We start from the raw sequence: 15,976 nt of genomic DNA, 5'->3' as shown, positions 1-15,976 counted from the left end.
CGCTGCGTCAGTCCTTCTTCCGGTTCCCGCGCTTCCCGGGGGCACCGCGGCGCGCGGACGGCACCGTCCGGCCCACGATCACGGTACGCCTCGGCGCCTTGGGCGGCATGTCGTCGGCGTCCGGCGCCGCCTTGCGGCTGATCGCGCGGCGTACGCCGTACCCGAACGCGGCGACCTTGACCAGCGGGCCGCCGAAGGTGGAGGCGACGGTGGTGGAGAGCGCGGACGCGTTGGAGGTGACTTCCTGGACGTCCGTCGCGATGGCGTCGACCCGGTCGAGCTGGGTCTGTGCGGAGCGGACCGTGGCGGATGCGTCTGCGAGGAGCGGGACGGCCTGTTCGGTCACGTCCGCCACCAGCTTGGTGGTCGCCTTGAGCGTCTGGGCCAGCCTCACCAGGGCGACGGCGAGGAAGGAGACCAGGATCGCCCAGAAGACGGCCACCAGGATCCCGGCCACCTCTCCACCGGTCACGCTGCACCGCTCTCTGCTCGTTCGGGCTTGCTTCAAGTCTTCTGGATAAGTAGTGCCCCGACCCTATCGCGCCGGGCCTCGGACTCCGTACCGCATTCCCGTCCCCGGCGGGGGCAGTTGCCCGATGCGATTGTACGGAGCGCATGCGGATCAGTACGCTCCGTTCTTCATGCGACGCTCTCAGCGCTCCGAGCCCGGCGAACCTGCCGACTTCGACGACCATCGCCCTCGCCCCGAGGGCAATCTCCCTGCCGAATTGAACGCCTTTGTCGGGCGTGCGGCCGAACTTGCCGAGGTCGAGGGGCTGCTGGCCGAGGCACGCCTGGTGACGCTGGTGGGCGTCGGCGGTGTCGGCAAGTCACGGCTCGCGCTGCGGGCGGCGGCAACCGGGCAGCGGAGCTTCCGGGACGGCGCCTGGCTGCTCGAACTGTCGGCGGTACGCGATCCGGGACTGGTGGCGTACGCCCTCGTCGAGGCTCTCGACCTCACGGACCACACGGGGCGGGCGCCACGCGAGGTGCTGCTCGAACAGCTCGCCGGGCGCCAACTCCTGTTGGTCCTGGACGGGTTCGAGCATCTGGTGGACACGTGCGCCCCGCTGGTGCGGGAGCTGCTGCGGAGCTGTCCCGGTCTTCGGGTGCTCGCCGCGGGCCGGCGTCCGCTGACGGTCGAGGGCGAGCGGACACTCACCCTCGGCCCGCTGCCCGCGTCGGACGCGGCCCGCCTTCTCACGGAGCGGGCGGCGGCGGGGTCGTCCGGCTTCGCCCTCGGCGCCGCGAACGAGGCGGACGTCCTGGAGGTGTGCGAGCGCCTGGACGGGATTCCGCTCGCCGTGGAGCTCGCGGCGGGTCGGCTCGGCGCGCTCTCGCCGGCCCAGCTCCTGGCCCGGCTCGACGACAGGTTCCGGCTGCTCACCGGGGGCAGCCGCGGGGCGTTGCCGCGGCATCAGACGCTGCGTACCGCCATCGGCTGGAGCCATGAGCTGTGCCGGCCGGCGGAGCGGCTGCTGTGGGCGCGACTCTCGGTGTTCTCCGGGCAGTTCGACCTGGAGGCGGCCGAGTATGTGTGCGGCGGGCACGGCATCGATGCCGAGGACGTGCTCGATGTGCTCGGCGCGCTCATCGAGCAGTCCGTCGTGGTCCGCGAGGACGCGGCGGCCGGGGCCCGCTACCGGATGCTGGACACGGTGCGGGCGTACGGCCAGGAATGGCTGGAGGCGGCGGGCGACGGCGCCCGGATGCGCAGGCGGCACCGCGACTGGTACATGGGCCTGGCCACGTGGTGCGAGCTGGACTGGTTCTCGCCGCGGCAGGCCGAGGTCGCGGCGCGCGTCGAGAGCGAGCTGCCCAATCTGCGGCTCGCCCTGGAGTACTGCCTGACCGAGCCGGACGAGGCGCATCTGGGCCAGTATCTGGCGGGCACGCTGTGGTTCTACTGGGTCGGCTGCGGCCGGCTCTCGGAGGGGCGGCACTGGCTGGACCGCAGCGTCGAGCTGGACGGCGACAGCGATGAGGCCGACGAGTACACGGAGTCGCGGCTGAAGGCCCTGTGGGTGCTCGGCTATGTGGCGATCCTGCAGGGCGACACGGTGGGCGCGCTCGCGGCGCTGCAGGAGTGCCGGGACGAGGCCGACCGGACGGGAAACGCGGTGGCGGCGGCGTACGCCGTGCATCGCACCGGGTGTCTGGCGCTGGTCTCGGACGACATGGAGCGCGCCGAGCAGCACCTTCGCGATGCGCTCGCCCGCTATCGGGAGGTGGGCGAGCTCAACAGCAATGTGCTGATGGGGCAGGTGGAGCTCGCCATGTCCCTGGTGTTCCAGGGGGACTTGGTGAGCGCGCTCGCGCTGTGCGAGGAGGTCGACGAGATCTGCTCGGAGCACGGGGAGAGCTGGACCCGGGCCTATGCGCTGTACGTCCTGGCGTACGCGGCGTGGACGCGCGGCGAGCACGGGCGGGCCAGGGAGCTGCTGCGTGAGTGCATCGCGATCGACCACGCCTTCCACGACCTGGTGGGTCTGGTCCTGTCGATCGAGCTGCTCGCCCTGGTGACCGCGAGCGAGGGCGATCCGGCGGAGGCGGCGGTGCTGCAGGGGGCGGCGTCCCCGGTGTGGGAGTCGGTCGGGCTGCCGCTGTTCGGCTCGGGGTACTTCAGTGCCCCGCGCGCCCTGTGCGAGCAGCAGGCCGGGGAGCTGCTCGGCCGCGAACGCTATGAGAAGTGCGTACAGGAGGGTCGCCGGCTGACGCTCGACGAGGCCGTGGACCGTGCGCTGGCGGTACGCGTGCGTCGGCACACCGCCCCCGGTCCGGGGCGCATCGCACCCCCGAGGCCCGCCCCGGAGGGCGCGGACATGCGAAAGCCCGCCGGCTCCCCCACCAAGAACGGCGGGGAAGCGGCGGGCTGACGCGGAGGGCTACGCCTCGATCGGCCGGTGGGGCCTGATCAGCGGGCGTAGTACTCGACGACGAGCTGCTCGTCGCAGATGACCGGGATTTCCTTGCGGTTCGGGTCACGGTCCAGGCGGAAGGCCAGGGCCTTCAGGTTCACCTGGAGGTAGCGCGGGGTCTCGCCGTCCGTGTCGTAGCCACCCTCGCGGGCAACCTGGAAGGGGTGCTTCTCGCGGCTGCGCTCGCGCACGGTGACGACGTCGTCGGGACGGACACGGAAGGAAGGCTTGTCGACCTTCTTGCCGTTGACCTCCATGTGGCCGTGGACGACCATCTGGCGGGCCTGGTAGATGGTGCGGGCGACGCCCGAACGCAGGACCAGAGCGTCGAGGCGGCGCTCGAGCTCGATGATCAGGGCCTCACCGGTCTTGCCCTGGACCTTGCTGGCGCGCTCGTAGGCACGGACCAGCTGCTTCTCCGAGATGTCGTACTGAGCGCGGAGACGCTGCTTCTCGAGCAGACGGACCTTGTAGTCCGAGTTCTGCTTGCGGCCACGGCCGTGCTCGCCCGGCGGGTAGGGGCGGGCCTCGAAGTACTTGACAGCCTTCGGCGTCAGCGCAATACCGAGCGCACGCGACTTCTTGACCTTGGGACGCGACTGGTTAGGCACGTTCTCCAGACCTCCGTAGTAGGTTAGGTAAGGTTCACCTTAGTTAGGGAGATCGCATGTCTCGCCGTGGAACAACCACACACGTCACGGACAGCACAGAGACCGACGCCGACTCAAGGGGCATCGATATGACGGAGGTCCGATCAGATCGTGGTCAGCCGCGTCCCAGCGGGCTTGAAAACACTCGGATGCCGTCAGCAGCCGAACGCACACGAACTCTCGTACAGAGTACATGCTCCGGAGTGCTCCTCGTCCCGGGCCTGGAGGGCACCCGCCCCGAGCACCTGATGGCCGACGAGCGGGCGGTGGGCCCGGACGGCGACGTGTTTCTGGTGCTGCCCGCCGATTCCCCGGTGGTGCGGGCCGCGACGCACGCCCAGGACGACGAGCTGTCCGCCGTGCTGGAGATCACAGATGTCGCACCGGTCTCCGTCCCCCAGCGTATCCGGGGCCGCGCCTGGATCTCGGGCTGGTTGACCCGGCTGCCGGGGATGGCCCAGCCGGGGCGGATGATGCTGCGGCTGGAGGTGGGCGAGGCCTCGGTCGACGACCTGTGGGGGGCCTCGACGGTGGAGCCCGAGGACTTCGCGCGGGCTCATGCGGATCCGCTGCACGCACAGGAGACGGAGCTGCTCCAGCATCTGCACGCGGTGCACGGCGAGCACGTCCAGCTCCTTGGCGGGCTGCTCGGTGAGCGGGCGGCGGAGCTTGCCGAGGGCGGGGCGGTGCCGCTGGCGCTCGACCGGTTCGGGCTGCGGGTGCGGTTCAGGGCGGCCCGGACGGGCGGCGTCTTCGATGCGCGCTTCGACTTCCCGGAGCCGGTGCGGGATGTGGTGGAGTTGCGGCGGGCGATGCATCAGCTCTTCGAGGCCGCGGCGCACTGAACTGCCCCGGGCAGGGCGTCACTTGGGGCAGGCGGCGAGCAGGTCCTGCAGGGCGAGCTTCTCGGGTGCCGTGACCGTCAGCTTGTACTTGGCTTTGATGCCGGTCCAGCGGCGCCCGTACTCGCACCAGTACTCCTTGCGCGGCTTCCACTTGTCGGGCGTCTGGCTGCTCTTGAGCTCATTGGTCGCCTTGTCGACGGCCAGCAGTACGTCGAGGTCGTTGGCGTAGTTGAGGCGCTGCTGCGGAGTCCAGGCCCAGGCGCCGGCCCGCCAGGCGGCGCCGAGGGCGACGATGTGGTCGGTCTCGATCTGTGAGGCGCGGCGGTAGTAGTAGGGGATCTCCTTGCCCGTGTACGGGTCGTGCAGCATCCCGGAGATCACGACGCAGGCGTTGCGGTCGCCCTCGCGCATGTCCTTCAAGTCGCGTCTGAGCACGTCGTCGCGGGTGTCGCAGCCGTTGCGGCCGCCGGGTACGCCGTCGACCTCGTCGGACCAGGTCTCACCGAATTCCGCCCGCTTGTACGTCTCCCAGTTCTTGCCCCAGGCGACCTGCAGCTTGGCCAGTTGGTCGCGGGCCGCGGCTGGGCTGGGCGGGAAGCCCTTGCTCGCCAGGGTGGGCGAGGGAGAGGGGGTCGGGCTCGGCTTGGGCTGCGGGGTCGGCTTGGTGCCGGGGGGCGGCTTGGTGGCGCCGGGCGGCAGGCTGAAACGGGCGTCGGCGCGCTCTTGCTGGAGCGGGGTGCAGGCCGCTGCCGCGAGGGTGACCACCATGAGCAGGGCTGCGGTGACTCCGGCCGCTCTTGCTCCCATGGGCCGAGCCTAGGTGCGGGGCGAGGGTCCCGCTCGGCAGATGCGCCCCGCAGGGGCGCCCCGCAGGGGCGCGGGGAACTGCGCGACCAGCCCCCACCGGCCCGCAGCCGACCAACAGACCTCTCAGGGCCTAGGGCCTGTCTTCAAACTCCCGTCGTCGCCCGAAGGGCGGCCCCGCGGCGTCTGGTGCGTGCTCTCGGCGTGCCGGGTGGAAGCCCTCGTACTGGACGTACTTGGTCTTTCGCCCGGTGCGGCGAGCGTGCGCCCGCTGCGGCAGCAGCTGATGTCACTGCGGCGTCGCGGGGCAGGCGGGAGTTTGAAGACAGGCCCTAGCGCTCATCGCCCTGAGCATCCGACACCGGCTTCGCACTGCGCCCCTCGCCCGCAAGGCGTTCCCTCACCCTGTCCGCCACGTCGGCGTACCGCGCCTCGGCCCCGTACCGCGTGGGTTGGTAGTACCGCTTGCCATGGATCGTGTCCGGCGCATACTGCTGGGCCGCGATCCCGCCCGGCACATCGTGCGGATAGACATACCCCTGCGCATGCCCCAGCTTGGCCGCACCCTTGTAGTGCCCATCCCGCAGGTGCGGTGGCACCGGCCCCGCATGCCCCTTGCGTACGTCCTCCAGTGCAGCGCCGATCGCCATCGTGGCCGAGTTCGACTTGGGGGCGAGCGCCAGCGCGATCGTGGCGTGGCTGAGGGTGAGTGCGGCCTCCGGGAAGCCGATGAGGGCGACCGCCTGGGCGGCGGCGACCGCGGTGGGCAGTGCCGTCGGGTCGGCGAGGCCAATGTCCTCGCTGGCCGAGATCATCAGGCGGCGCGCGATGAAACGGGGGTCCTCGCCCGCCTCGATCATGCGGGCCAGATAGTGCAGCGCCGCGTCCACGTCCGAGCCGCGGATCGACTTGATGAGGGCGCTCGCCACGTCGTAGTGCTGGTCGCCGTCCCGGTCGTACTTCACCGCCGCACGGTCGACCGACTCCTCCAGGGTCTGCAGGCTGATCTCCTGCTCCCCCTTGGCGAGGGCCGATCCCGCGCCCGCCTCCAGGGCGGTGAGCGCACGGCGGGCGTCGCCGCCGGCGATCCGCAGCAGGTGCGCCTCGGCGTCCTCGGGCAGGGTGACCGCGCCGCCCAGCCCGCGCTCGTCGGTCAGTGCCCGCTGGAGCAGTCCGCGCAGGTCGTCGTCCGTGAGCGATTCGAGGGTGAGCAGCAGGGAGCGGGAGAGGAGCGGCGAGATGATCGAGAAGTACGGGTTCTCGGTCGTGGCCGCGATGAGCGTCACCCAGCGGTTCTCGACCGCGGGCAGCAGGGAGTCCTGCTGGGCCTTGCTGAAGCGGTGGATCTCGTCGAGGAAGAGGACGGTCTCCTTGCCGTGCCCGCCCATCGCGCGGCGGGCGCCGTCGATGACGGCCCTGACCTCCTTGACGCCCGCGGTGATCGCGGAGAGCTCGACGAAGCGTTTGTTCGTGGCCTTGGAGACCACGTACGCAAGGGTCGTCTTGCCGATGCCGGGCGGGCCCCAGAGCAGTACCGAGGACGGTCCGGCCGGGCCTCCCTCGCCCTCGCCGACGAGGCGGCGCAGCGGTGAGCCCGGCTTCAACAGGTGCTGCTGGCCCACGACTTCGTCCAGGGTGCGCGGGCGCATCCGGACCGCGAGCGGGCTGCTCGCCGGGTCCTTCTCCTGCCGTGCTTCGGCCGCTGCGGTAAAGAGGTCGGGCTCCACGTCCAGAACCCTATGTCACCCCACTGACAACGCCCCGACCACCGAAGAACCCGCAGGTCAGCAGCTAGTGGGGCGATGCTCAGCTGGTCCAGAACTCCCACCAGCGGGTCAGGATCAGCATGCCGATGATCCCGATGTGCAGCACCGGCAGGACCCAGGTGAACTCGTCGAAGAAGCCACGCAGCCAGCCGGGCGCGGCCAGCAGACCGTTACGGACATTGTGCGAGGTCACGTACCAGAACATGATGATCGTGGCGACCCACGCCAGGCAGCACCACAGGCACAGCGAGTTGATGTTGTAAAGCGACTGGTACATCAGCCAGGTGCAGAACCCGACGCCGAACAACATCCCCGCGTTCAGCGTCAGCCAGTACCAGCGCGGGAAGCGGGCCCGGCCGAGCAGGCTCATTCCGACGCCGATCACGATCGCGTAGGTGACCAGGCCCAGCATCGGGTTGGGGAATCCGAAGACCTCGGCCTGCTCGGACTTCATGATGTTGCCGCAGGACACGATGGGGTTGAGGCTGCAGCCCGGCGTGTAGCTCGGGTCCTCGAGCAACTTGATCTTGTCGAGGGTGATGACCCATGCGGCGAGCAGTCCGGCCGCGCCGGTGATCACCAGCAGGATCGCGAGCGCCCGGCTGCCGCCGACGCTCCGCGGGACGCCGGTCTCCTCGTTGTCGGTGGAGACGTCGTTCGCTGTGGTCGTCTTGCTCATCACGCCGATCCATCGCTTCTGTTGGCCTGCGGGGCAGGGTCATTGTGCCGCACGCGCGTGTGTGTCCACCGTTCGATGGACATAAGGAGGTACGGCCGACGGTCCCGGAACGTCTCATTCGGCCAGAGCCTCTAGGCATGACCACACACACGACAGACGCGGAACTCGCGGTCGACGTCAGCGGATTGCGCAAGCGGTACGGCGACGTGATCGCCGTCGATGGCATCGATCTGGCCATCCGGCCCGGCGAGGTCTTCGGCATCCTCGGGCCGAACGGCGCGGGCAAGTCCACCACGGTGGAGATCCTGCAGGGCAACCGGACGCGCGACGCGGGCGAGGTCACCGTGCTCGGTGCCGACCCCGCCGCGGCGACCCGCGACTGGCGCTCGCGCGTGGGGATCGTCTGGCAGGACGAGTCGGCGCCCGCCGAGTTGACCGTACGAGAGACGGTGCGGCATTTCGCCCGCTATTACCCGAAGCCTCGTGACCCGGAGAGCGTCATCGACCTGGTGGGCCTCGGGACGAAGGCCGGCAGCCGGGTCAAGGCACTCTCCGGCGGTCAGCGGCGACGCCTCGATGTGGCACTCGGTGTGATCGGCGGCCCCGAGCTGCTGCTCCTGGACGAGCCGACGACCGGTTTCGACCCGGCGGCCAGGCGGCAGTTCTGGGAGCTGATCCGGATGCTGGCCGCCGAGGGCACCACCATCGTGCTCACCACGCACTATCTGGAGGAGGCCGAGGCCCTCGCCCAGCGCCTCGCGGTGATCGCGGCAGGCCGCGTGGTGGCCGAGGGCGAGCCCGCCGAACTGCGCCACCGCTTCGGCACGGAGGCCACCGTCGAGTGGACCGAGCACGACGGGGCCCGGCGCAGCGAGCGCACCGCGACCCCGACCCGCACGGTCGCCGAGCTGACGGGGCGCTTCGACGGCGAGATCCCCGGCCTGCGCATCGGCCGCCCCACTCTGGAGGACGTCTACCTGCGGCTCACGGGGCAGCTCGACGACGTACACGTACCGGAAGATCAGGCAGATCAGCCGCTGGAGACCACCGGAGCGGAGAGCGCGCGATGACCACGACGACCACGGACGTACGCTCCCCCGCCCGCGCCACCGACCGGCGCCTGCCCGGTGCCTGGAGCATCGGGCTGCAGCGTGGCGCCCTGGAGCTGAAGCAGTTCTTCCGGCTGCGTGAGCAGGTGGTCTTCACCTTCGCCTTCCCCGTCGTCTTCCTGTTCCTGTTCGCGTCGATCTTCAAGGACGATGTGCGGGGCGCGGGCATCACCGCCTCTCAGCTGTACGTTCCCGCGATGATGGCCGCCGGCATCATGTCGACCAGCTTCCAGTCGCTCGGCATCTCCATCGCCATCGAGCGCGACGAGAAGGTGCTGCGCCGGCTGCGCGGCACTCCGATGCCGCCCGCGGCGTACTTCCTGGGCAAGCTCTGGCTCGTGCTGGTCACGGGGCTCGCGGAGACCGCGGTCCTGCTGCTCGTCGGCACCACGCTCTACGACGTGGACCTGCCCGGCGGTCCGGAGAAGTGGCTGACCTTCGGGTGGGTCTTCCTGCTCGGGCTCACCGGCTGTGCGCTGCTCGGCATCGCGATCAGCTCCGTGCCGAAGTCCGGCCGGAGCGCCACCTCGGTGGTCGTCCTGCCCTTCCTGGTGCTGCAGTTCATCTCCGGGGTGTACATCGCCATCGACACCATTCCGGACTGGATGCTCAACATCGGCGCGCTGTTCCCGCTGAAGTGGATGTGCCAGGGGCTGCGCGGGGTGTTCCTGCCGGAGTCGGCGAACGTCCTGGAGCAGGCGGGGAGTTGGGAGTACGGCCGCATCGCCCTGGTGCTGGGGGCCTGGTGCGTCGGAGGATTGGTGCTGTGTCTGCTGACCTTCCGGTGGAAGAACCGGCGCGACGGATGAGCGAACCCTCCGGACCGCGCGACTCCGATGTGTACAGCCGGGTGTGGCGCGGCTGGGACGCCTACTTCGCGACGGTGTGGCTGGGCACCGTGGTGTTCGTGCTCGGCGGGATGTCGGTCGCTCCGCTCGCGGTGCGGATCACGGCCTGTGCGGTGTTCACGCTCCTGGTGCCCTGGTATCTGTGGGCCGGGCGGCCGGTCCTGCTCTCCCTGGGGGAGGACCGCCGCCTGGCGGCGCGCTACATGGCGGTCGCCGTCCTGATCTTCGTGCCGGCCACCGTGCTGGCGCCGGAGACCCGGCTGGCCTCCTTCGCCCTGATCCCACAGTGCTTCATGGCCCTGCACGACCGCCGGGCGCTGGTCGCGGCCGCCGTCGTCAATGTCCTGCCCGTCGTGGGCTGGGCCGTGATGTGGCGGCCCGAGGGCACCCTCCTGTTCTTCAACTGCGTCTCCGCAGCGGTCACGCTCGTTTTCTCGATGGTGTTCGGTCTCTGGATCATGCGGATCATCGGGCAGAGCGAGGAACGGGCCGCGCTGATCGCCGAGTTGGACGCCAGCCGGGAGGAGAACGCCCGCCTGTCCGCCGAGCGCGGGGCGCTGGCCGAGCGGGAGCGGATGTCCCGCGAGATCCACGACACCCTCGCGCAGGGCTTCACCAGCGTGCTCATGCTGATCCAGGCCGTGGACGCCGAGCTGGAACACGACGCCGCGGGGGCGCGACGCCACCTGGACCTCATGGCCCGGACGGCCCGGCACAACCTCGCCGAGGCCCGCGCCCTGGTCGCCGGCCGGGCCCCCGCCGACCTGGACGGCGGCTCACTGCCCGACGCGCTGCGCAGACTGGGCGCACGGCACGACGCCCAGGTCGACATCACCGGCGAGGCCCGGCCGCTGCCGCCCGGCGTCGAGGTGGTGGCGCTGCGCGCCTGCCAGGAGGCGCTGGCCAACGTGCGCAAGCACGCCGGGTCCGGCGCCGGGGTGTGGGTCCGGCTGGCGTACACGGAGGGCTCGGTGACGCTCCGCGTGCGGGACTCGGGCCGCGGCTTCGACCTGGGGCTGCCGCAGCAGGGCTTCGGGCTGCCGGGGCTGCGGACGCGGGCCGCCGAGGTCGGGGGCACGGCCGAAGTGCTCGGGGCACCCGGCGAAGGGGTCACCGTCGTCGTTCAACTACCCTTGCCCGCCACCGCCGTTGAGGGGAGCCGCGCGTGATCCGCGTCCTGCTGGCCGACGACCATCCCGTCGTACGCGAGGGCCTGCGCGCCATGCTCACCGCCGAGCCCGACCTGCAGGTCGTCGCCGAGGCGGCCAACGGCCCGCAGGCCGAGGCGCTGAGCGTCGAACTGCGCCCCGACATCGTCCTGATGGACCTGCGCATGCCGGGCGGCGACGGCGTCGACTCGATCGAGCGGATGGCCGCGGCGGGGCTGCCCTGCCGGGTGATCGTCCTGACGACGTACGAGACCGACCGGGACATCCTGCGAGCCGTCGAGGCGGGCGCGGCGGGCTATCTGCTCAAGGACCTGGCCCGCGGCGAACTGGCCCAGGCGGTACGGGCCGCCGCGCGCGGCGAGACCGTCCTGGCCCCGTCGGTCGCGGCCCGCCTGGTCGACCAGCTGCGCACCCGGCCGGAGCGGCCGCGCCTGTCGGAGCGGGAGACGGCGGTGCTCCGCCTGGTCGCCGAGGGCTGCACGAACGCGGACATCGGGCGGCGCCTCTACATCGGCGAGTCCACGGTGAAGACCCATCTGCTGCGCGCCTTCGGCAAGTTGGGCGTGGACGACCGGACGGCGGCGGTGACGAGCGCGATGCGGCACGGGCTGCTGGACTGAGACATCCGTTGGACCGCGACACCCTCGGCATGCCGAGGGGGCCCGGACCATGTCGGTCCGGGCCCCCTCGGTGACGTACGGCAGAACTCCGCGACGTACGGAAAGACTGACGTCAGGCGAGCTTCGCCGTCAGCTTCGCGACCACCGCGTCCAGCGCCACGGCCTCCTGCTCGCCGGACTCCATGTCCTTGAGCTGGACGACGCCCTCGGCGAGGTCGCGCTCGCCGGCGACGAGGGTGAAGCGAGCGCCGCTGCGGTTGGCGTTCTTCATGGCGCCCTTGAGTCCCTTGCCCCCGAAGGAGAAGTCGCTCGCGACCCCGGCCTTGCGCAGCTCGGTGACGACGCCGAAGAGCACGCGCCGCGCCTCCTCGCCGAGCGGCACCGCGAACACGCTGGTGGCCGACGGGATGTCGAGCTCGACACCCTCCGCCTCCAGCGCCAGGACCGTACGGTCCACGCCGAGCGCCCAGCCGACGGACGGCAGCGAGGGGCCGCCGATCATCTCGGACAGACCGTCGTAGCGGCCGCCGCCGCCCACCGCGGACTGCGAGCCGAGACCGTCGTGCACGAACTCGAAGGTGGTGCGGGTGTAGTAGTCCAGGCCGCGCACCAGCTTCGGGTCGTCCTCGAAGGCGACGCCCGCCGCCGTGATCAGCTCGCGCACCTCCTTGTGGTACTCCTTGCACGCCTCGCACAGGTAGTCCTGCAGCAGCGGGGCACCCACGAGCTGCTTCTGGACGTCGGCCCGCTTGTCGTCGAGGACCCGCAGCGGGTTGATCTCGGCGCGGCGCAGCGTCTCCTCGTCCAGGTCGAGCCCGCGCAGGAAGTCCTGCAGCGCGGTCCGGTAGACGGGGCGGCACTCCTGGTCGCCCAGCGAGTTGAGCAGGATGCGGAAGTTCCGCAGGCCGAGCGTGCGGTACGCCTGGTCCGCCAGGATGATCAACTCGGCGTCAAGGGCCGGGTCCTCGGCACCGATGGCCTCGGCGCCGACCTGGGAGAAGTGCCTGTAGCGGCCCTTCTGGGGGCGCTCGTAGCGGTAGTACGAGCCGGAGTACCAGAGCTTGACGGGGAGGTTGCCCGCCTTGTGCAGGTTGGCCTCGAGGGCCGCGCGCAGCACGGAGGCCGTGCCTTCGGGGCGCAGGGCGAGCTTGTCGCCGCCCTTGGTCTCGAAGGCGTACATCTCCTTGGTGACGATGTCGGTGGACTCGCCGACACCGCGCGCGAAGAGCTCGACGTTCTCGAAGCCGGGGGTCTCGATGTAGCCGTACCCGGAGTTGCGCAGGGGCGCCGCGATGGTCTCCCGTACGGCGAGGAACTTGGCGCTGTCCGGCGGGATCAGGTCGTAGGTGCCCTTGGGGGCCTGAAAAGTGCTCACGAAAATCTCTCGTCACATTCCTCGTCGGGGAGCCTGCTGGTGTGCAGCTCCCTGGCCGGCGGCCACCTGCCGCAGGTACGGGTTGGTGGCGCGCTCCTGGCCGATGGTCGTCTGGGGGCCGTGGCCGGACAGCACCACGGTCGAGTCGTCGAGCGGCAGGCACACGCGGGCCAGCGACTCGAGGATCTCGGCGTGGGAGCCGCCGGGCAGATCGGTGCGTCCGATGGAGCCGGCGAAGAGCAGATCGCCCGAGAAGAAGACCGACGGGATGTCGGCCGCCTCGGGCATCTGGAAGGTCACCGACCCCTTGGTATGCCCGGGCGCGTGCGCGACGGAGAAGTCGAGCCCGGCCAGGCTCAGCTTCGCGCCGTCGGTCAGCTCCTTGACGTCGTCCGGCTCCCCCACGGTCAGCTCGCCCATCAGCGGCATCCCGATGGAGCGGCCGAGGGCCTTCTCCGGGTCGCTCATCATGTACCGGTCGTCGGGGTGGATCCAGGCCGGTACGTCATGGGCTCCGCACACCGGGACGACCGAGGCCACATGGTCGATGTGGCCATGGGTGAGAACGACGGCGACGGGCTTGAGCCGATGCTTCTTGAGTGCTTCCTCGACGCCCTCGGTGGCCTGGTGGCCAGGATCGATGATCACGCACTCCTCACCTGCGGCCGGGGCGACCAGATAACAGTTGGTCCCCCAGGCCCCTGCAGGGAACCCGGCAATGAGCACGTTCGTCCTTAAATGTGGTCCGGCGGGAGATTGCCGCAGCTCGGAAGCCTGCAACAGCCAAAGCCTACCGGCGCGGCTCGTCACACAGCGAACCCATATACGGTACGGGGCGAGCCCAGCAAACTCGGTCGGACACGATCACGAGACGTTCGGTCGGACACGATCACAAGACGTACGAGGAGTAGACCGGTGGTCACGAACGATCAGCGGCGGCGGCAGCTCGCCCGGGAGAAGTTCGCGCGGCAGCAGCAGCGGCGGGAATCCGCGCGCCACAAGGCCCGTCGGCGCAACGCAGTGATCGCCGCGTCCGTCGCCGCGGTCCTGGCCCTGAGCGGCGTGGCCCTGGCCACCGACGCCTTCAAGGGCGACGGCAAGAAGGACACCGACGCCGCCGCGTCGCCCAGCCCCTCCCCCTCGGTCAAGGACCCGTGCGCGAAGCCGGCCGAGGGCAAGGTCAAGGAGCTGAGCTACAAGAAGGAGCCCGAGCTCAGCATCGACAAGTCGGCGAAGTACGCGATGGAGCTCGACACCACCTGCGGAAAGATCGGCATCGACCTCAAGGCGGATGCCGCGCCGCACACGGTGAACTCGTTCAACTTCCTTGTGAACAAGGGCTACCTGGACCACACCAAGTGCCACCGCCTCACCACCGAGGGCATCTACGTCCTGCAGTGCGGCGATCCCAAGGGCACCGGTACGGGCGGGCCCGGGTACACGATCCCGGACGAGAACCTCAAGGACAAAAGCCTCAAGGGCAACATCTACCCGGCGGGCACGGTCGCCATGGCGAACCAGTACAACGCCCAGGAGGGCAAGGGCCGCAACACCGGCGGCAGCCAGTTCTTCCTCGTCTACCAGGACAGTCAGCTGCCGCCCGACTACACACCGTTCGGCACCATCTCCGAATCGGGCATGAAGGTCCTGAAGAAGATCGCGGGAGCCGGCGCCGCGGCACCGGACCCGACCACCGGCAACACCGCGCCGAACGCGACGGCGGTCATCAACAAGGCGACCGTACGCAAGTCCTGAGCGCCGGCCGGGCAAGTTGGCTCGCGCTGGATGCGGACAGCCGCCCTGCGCTTCGCCTATGTTGGCGTTGTGCAGGGCGCCTGTCGGTTGCCCGATCAGAAAACTGTGGACGATGCCCCGGGGCCGACCCCTCGCGCAGGCATCATGTGGAGGAGGCGCTGTGAGCAGCGACCCGTGGGGCCGCGTCGACGAGACGGGGACCGTGTACGTGCGTGCGGCCGACGGAACCGAGCGTGAAGTCGGTTCCTGGCAGGCCGGCAGTCCTGATGAGGCCCTCGCCTACTTCAAGCGCAAGTACGACGGCCTGGTCGTTGAGATCGGCCTCCTCGAGCGCCGGGTGCAGACGACGGATCTGTCCGCCAAGGACGCGACGGTGGCCATCGACCACCTGCGCGAGCAGGTCACCGAGGCGCACGCGGTCGGCGACCTGGACGCGCTCGGCAAGCGGCTCGACAAGCTCGTCGAGAAGGTCGAGTCCCGTCGCGAGGAGCGCAAGGCCCAGAAGGCCAAGCAGACCGACGACGCCCGGCACTCCAAGGAGGCGCTGGTCGTCGAGGCCGAGGAGCTGGCCCAGAGCGAGCAGTGGCGCTCCGCGGGCGAGCGCCTTCGGGCGCTGGTGGACACCTGGAAGGGTCTGCCGCGCCTGGACCGCAAGTCGGACGACGAGCTGTGGCACCGCTTCTCGCACGCCCGGTCCGCCTTCTCCAAGCGCCGCAAGGCGCACTTCGCCTCGCTGGACGCGCAGCGCGAGGACGCCCGCAAGGCCAAGGAGAAGCTGGTCGCCGAGGCCGAGTCGCTGTCGAACTCGCAGGACTGGGGCCCGACGGCCGCCCGTTACCGCGAGCTGATGACCGAGTGGAAGGCCGTGGGCCGCGCCCAGCGCGAGCACGAGGACGACCTGTGGAACCGCTTCCGCGGCGCCCAGGACGTCTTCTTCACGGCCCGCAGCTCGGTGTTCGCCGAGCGGGACGCGGAGCAGGGCGAGAATCTGAAGCTCAAGGAGGAGCTGGCCGACGAGGCCGAGAAGCTCCTGCCGATCACCGACCTGAAGGCGGCTCGTGCCGCGTTCCGCGCGATCAACGAGCGGTGGGAGGCCATCGGCCACGTGCCGCGCGATGCCCGCCCCAAGGTCGAGGGCCGGATGCACACGGTGGAGCGGGCCCTGCAGGAGTCCGAGGAGTCCGAGTGGCGCCGTACGAACCCTGAGGCGCGGGCCCGTGCCGCGGGGCTCACCGGTCAGCTGCAGGCGGCCGTGGACAAGCTCACCGGCCAGATCGAGCAGGCTCGCGCGCAGGGCAACAACTCCAAGGCGGACAAGCTCCAGCGGGAGCTCGACGGCCGTCAGGCGCTGCTGGACCAGGCGCTGAAGGGCCTGGAGGAGTTCGGGGGCTGACCCTGGAACCCGGTACATGTGAGAGGGGCTCCCGTACGCAACGTA

Annotated in this window: 15 protein-coding genes; 8 read left to right on the top strand and 7 right to left on the bottom strand. The window is 70.4% G+C overall.

Annotated features, from left to right (window positions below):
- Positions 1–7: 7 nt before the first annotated feature.
- Positions 8–472, bottom strand: coding sequence for a DUF948 domain-containing protein (locus OG430_RS39500; RefSeq protein ID WP_327357471.1), 465 nt, complete (start codon positions 470–472; stop codon positions 8–10).
- 169 nt (positions 473–641) lie between these two features.
- On the opposite strand from OG430_RS39500, the gene OG430_RS39495 reads away from it, so the two are divergent.
- Entirely contained in the window at positions 642–2,876 is a 2,235-nt protein-coding gene (locus tag OG430_RS39495) for an ATP-binding protein (protein ID WP_327357470.1), read from the top strand.
- A gap of 38 nt (positions 2,877–2,914) precedes the next feature.
- Here the strand turns inward: OG430_RS39495 and rpsD are convergent, their stop codons facing one another.
- Positions 2,915–3,529, bottom strand: coding sequence for a 30S ribosomal protein S4 (gene rpsD, locus OG430_RS39490; protein ID WP_327357469.1), 615 nt, complete (start codon positions 3,527–3,529; stop codon positions 2,915–2,917).
- 188 nt (positions 3,530–3,717) lie between these two features.
- Here rpsD and OG430_RS39485 point away from each other — a divergent pair, with 188 nt between their 5' ends.
- Positions 3,718–4,413, top strand: a complete 696-nt coding sequence (locus OG430_RS39485; protein ID WP_327357468.1) for a DUF2470 domain-containing protein — start codon at positions 3,718–3,720, stop codon at positions 4,411–4,413.
- 18 nt (positions 4,414–4,431) lie between these two features.
- On the opposite strand, the gene OG430_RS39480 is transcribed toward OG430_RS39485, so the two are convergent.
- The 3 genes from OG430_RS39480 to OG430_RS39470 all read right to left on the bottom strand — a co-directional run bounded on the left by OG430_RS39480 (position 4,432) and on the right by OG430_RS39470 (position 7,662).
- The gene (locus OG430_RS39480; RefSeq protein WP_327357467.1) at positions 4,432–5,220 is read right to left on the bottom strand and encodes an HNH endonuclease family protein; all 789 of its coding nucleotides are present in this window, start codon (positions 5,218–5,220) and stop codon (positions 4,432–4,434) included.
- Positions 5,221–5,549: 329 nt separating this feature from the next.
- A complete protein-coding gene (locus OG430_RS39475) occupies positions 5,550–6,944 on the bottom strand; it encodes a replication-associated recombination protein A (RefSeq protein ID WP_327357466.1) in 1,395 nt (464 codons plus the stop codon).
- 79 nt (positions 6,945–7,023) lie between these two features.
- Positions 7,024–7,662: a vitamin K epoxide reductase family protein gene (locus OG430_RS39470; RefSeq protein WP_327357465.1), complete on the bottom strand. Its 639-nt coding sequence runs from the start codon at positions 7,660–7,662 to the stop codon at positions 7,024–7,026.
- 137 nt (positions 7,663–7,799) lie between these two features.
- On the opposite strand from OG430_RS39470, the gene OG430_RS39465 reads away from it, so the two are divergent.
- The 4 genes from OG430_RS39465 to OG430_RS39450 are packed head-to-tail and all read left to right on the top strand — an operon-like array spanning position 7,800 to position 11,408.
- Positions 7,800–8,732 carry an ABC transporter ATP-binding protein gene (locus OG430_RS39465; RefSeq protein WP_327357464.1) on the top strand — a complete coding sequence of 311 codons (933 nt, stop codon included), beginning with the start codon at positions 7,800–7,802 and terminating at the stop codon, positions 8,730–8,732.
- On the top strand, positions 8,729–9,580 hold the full coding sequence (locus tag OG430_RS39460; RefSeq protein ID WP_327357463.1) for an ABC transporter permease: 852 nt from the start codon (positions 8,729–8,731) through the stop codon (positions 9,578–9,580). Before OG430_RS39465 ends, OG430_RS39460 begins: the two co-directional genes overlap by 4 nt.
- Entirely contained in the window at positions 9,577–10,788 is a 1,212-nt protein-coding gene (locus OG430_RS39455) for a sensor histidine kinase (RefSeq protein ID WP_327357462.1), read from the top strand. Before OG430_RS39460 ends, OG430_RS39455 begins: the two co-directional genes overlap by 4 nt.
- Positions 10,785–11,408, top strand: coding sequence for a response regulator transcription factor (locus tag OG430_RS39450; RefSeq protein WP_327357461.1), 624 nt, complete (start codon positions 10,785–10,787; stop codon positions 11,406–11,408). Before OG430_RS39455 ends, OG430_RS39450 begins: the two co-directional genes overlap by 4 nt.
- Positions 11,409–11,520: 112 nt before the next feature.
- On the opposite strand, the gene hisS is transcribed toward OG430_RS39450, so the two are convergent.
- The gene (gene hisS, locus OG430_RS39445) at positions 11,521–12,783 is read right to left on the bottom strand and encodes a histidine--tRNA ligase (RefSeq protein ID WP_327357460.1); all 1,263 of its coding nucleotides are present in this window, start codon (positions 12,781–12,783) and stop codon (positions 11,521–11,523) included.
- Positions 12,784–12,795: 12 nt separating this feature from the next.
- Positions 12,796–13,509: an MBL fold metallo-hydrolase gene (locus OG430_RS39440; protein WP_327357459.1), complete on the bottom strand. Its 714-nt coding sequence runs from the start codon at positions 13,507–13,509 to the stop codon at positions 12,796–12,798.
- A gap of 189 nt (positions 13,510–13,698) precedes the next feature.
- Here OG430_RS39440 and OG430_RS39435 point away from each other — a divergent pair, with 189 nt between their 5' ends.
- Positions 13,699–14,538, top strand: a complete 840-nt coding sequence (locus OG430_RS39435) for a peptidylprolyl isomerase (protein ID WP_327357458.1) — start codon at positions 13,699–13,701, stop codon at positions 14,536–14,538.
- 160 nt (positions 14,539–14,698) lie between these two features.
- Complete coding sequence (locus OG430_RS39430) at positions 14,699–15,931, top strand: DUF349 domain-containing protein (RefSeq protein ID WP_327357457.1); 1,233 nt, start codon at positions 14,699–14,701, stop codon at positions 15,929–15,931.
- Positions 15,932–15,976: the final 45 nt, after the last annotated feature.

The sequence above is a fragment of the Streptomyces sp. NBC_01304 genome (genome assembly GCF_035975855.1).
Taxonomy (GTDB): domain Bacteria; phylum Actinomycetota; class Actinomycetes; order Streptomycetales; family Streptomycetaceae; genus Streptomyces.
The sequence above is the reverse complement of the archived record's forward strand: the minus strand, read 5'-3'. Positions and strand labels throughout refer to the sequence as shown.